This is a genomic window from Pseudomonas sp. AGC41 (assembly GCF_057334555.1).
Window position 1 is genome coordinate 47,479 of the sequence record NZ_JBHFJB010000081.1, and the last position, 1,854, is coordinate 49,332.

The window sequence follows — 1,854 nt, forward strand, 5'->3', positions numbered from 1 at the left end:
AGGCCACACTGCGAACCCACTGAACAAACATCGAACGCCGCCCCCTCGGCAATGGTCTGCTCCCTATACGTGCCCACCCACCGAACAAGGAGATTGCCTCCATGTCATCGATTTCCAATCAGCGCATCGTCCTGGCCTCGCGCCCCCAAGGTGCGCCAACCGCGGAAAATTTCCGTCTTGAACAGGAGACGCTGCCGGACCTGACGGACGGGCAAATCCTGCTCAAGACGCTGTTCCTGTCGCTCGATCCCTATATGCGTGGTCGTATGAGTGACGCGCCTTCCTACGCCGCGCCGGTACAAATCGGCGAAGTGATGACCGGCGGTGCTGTCAGTCGGGTGGAGCGCTCGATGCACCCGAAATTCCAGGAGGGCGATCTGGTGGTCGGCGCTACGGGCTGGCAGAGCCACTGCGTCAGCGATGGCCGTAACGTCATCCCGATCCCGTCGGGATTACCCAGCCCTTCGATGGCGCTCGGGGTCCTGGGCATGCCGGGCATGACCGCCTACATGGGCTTGATGGACATCGGCCAACCCAAGGCAGGGGAGACCTTGGTGGTCGCGGCGGCATCGGGCGCCGTGGGTTCGGTGGTCGGCCAGGTGGCAAAGATCAAGGGGCTGCGGGTGGTGGGCGTCGCCGGCGGCAGTGAAAAGTGTCAATACGCGGTCGACGAATTGGGGTTCGATGCCTGCATCGATCACAAGAGTGCGAATTTCGCCGACGAACTGGCCCGGGCCTGCGACCAGGGCATCGACATCTATTACGAAAACGTCGGTGGCAAGGTCTTCGACGCGGTGGTGCCGCTGCTCAACGCCAAGGCACGAATCCCTCTCTGCGGCTTGATCGCGTCCTACAACGATCATCAGCCGCCAAGCGGCCCGGATCGTCTGCCGCAACTGCAACGCACCTTGCTGACCAAACGCGTGCGGATCCAGGGTTTCATCGTGTTTGACGACTACGGCGACCGCCAGCCGGAATTCATCAGTGCGATGGCGCCATGGGTGCGCGATGGCAAGGTCAAGTTCCGCGAAGATGTAGTGGATGGCCTGGAGAACGCGCCGCAAGCTTTTATCGGGCTGCTGGAGGGGCGCAACTTCGGCAAGTTGGTGATACGCGTGTCGAAAGATTGAGTATTTGACGCTAAACGGAGGCGCGGGTATAAACCGCGTCTCGTTGTTATGTCGGACGTTTCCTCCATGAGCTTCAGCCCTTTGATCCGCCAACTGATCGATGCCCTGCGAACCTTGCCGGGTGTGGGTCAGAAAACTGCCCAGCGCATGGCGTTGCAATTGCTTGAGCGTGATCGCAGCGGCGGGTCGCGCCTGGCCCAGGCTTTGAGCCAGGCCATGGAAGGGGTAGGGCATTGCCGCTTATGCCGCACCCTGACGGAAGACGACCTCTGCCCGCAATGTGCCGACCCGCGCCGGGACGACAGTCTGCTCTGCGTGGTGGAGGGGCCGATGGATGTCTACGCGGTGGAGCAGACCGGTTTCCGTGGCCGTTACTTTGTGCTCAAGGGCCATCTGTCCCCACTTGACGGCCTGGGGCCGGAGGCCATTGGCATTCCGCAATTGATGGCGCGCATCGAAGAGGCGGGCACGTTCACCGAAGTCATCCTCGCGACGAACCCGACGGTGGAAGGCGAAGCCACCGCCCATTACATTGCCCAGCTGCTCGGCAACAAGGGCCTGGTTGCCTCCCGCATCGCCCATGGCGTGCCGCTGGGTGGCGAGTTGGAACTGGTGGATGGCGGGACGCTGGCGCATTCGTTTGCCGGGCGCAAGCCGATCGCTCTGTAACCACCCTACATAAGCTCTCCCTGTGGGAGCGAGCCTGCTCGCGAAAGCAGTGGAT

At 62.2% G+C, this 1,854-nt stretch carries 2 protein-coding genes; both read left to right on the forward strand.

Annotated elements, in window-relative coordinates:
• Positions 1 to 101: 101 nt before the first annotated feature.
• On the forward strand, positions 102 to 1,130 hold the full coding sequence (locus ACE04F_RS13910) for an NADP-dependent oxidoreductase (RefSeq protein WP_486107534.1): 1,029 nt from the start codon (positions 102 to 104) through the stop codon (positions 1,128 to 1,130).
• 66 nt (positions 1,131 to 1,196) lie between these two features.
• A complete protein-coding gene (recR, locus tag ACE04F_RS13915; RefSeq protein WP_305499942.1) occupies positions 1,197 to 1,799 on the forward strand; it encodes a recombination mediator RecR in 603 nt (200 codons plus the stop codon).
• The last annotated feature ends 55 nt before the right edge of the window (positions 1,800 to 1,854 follow it).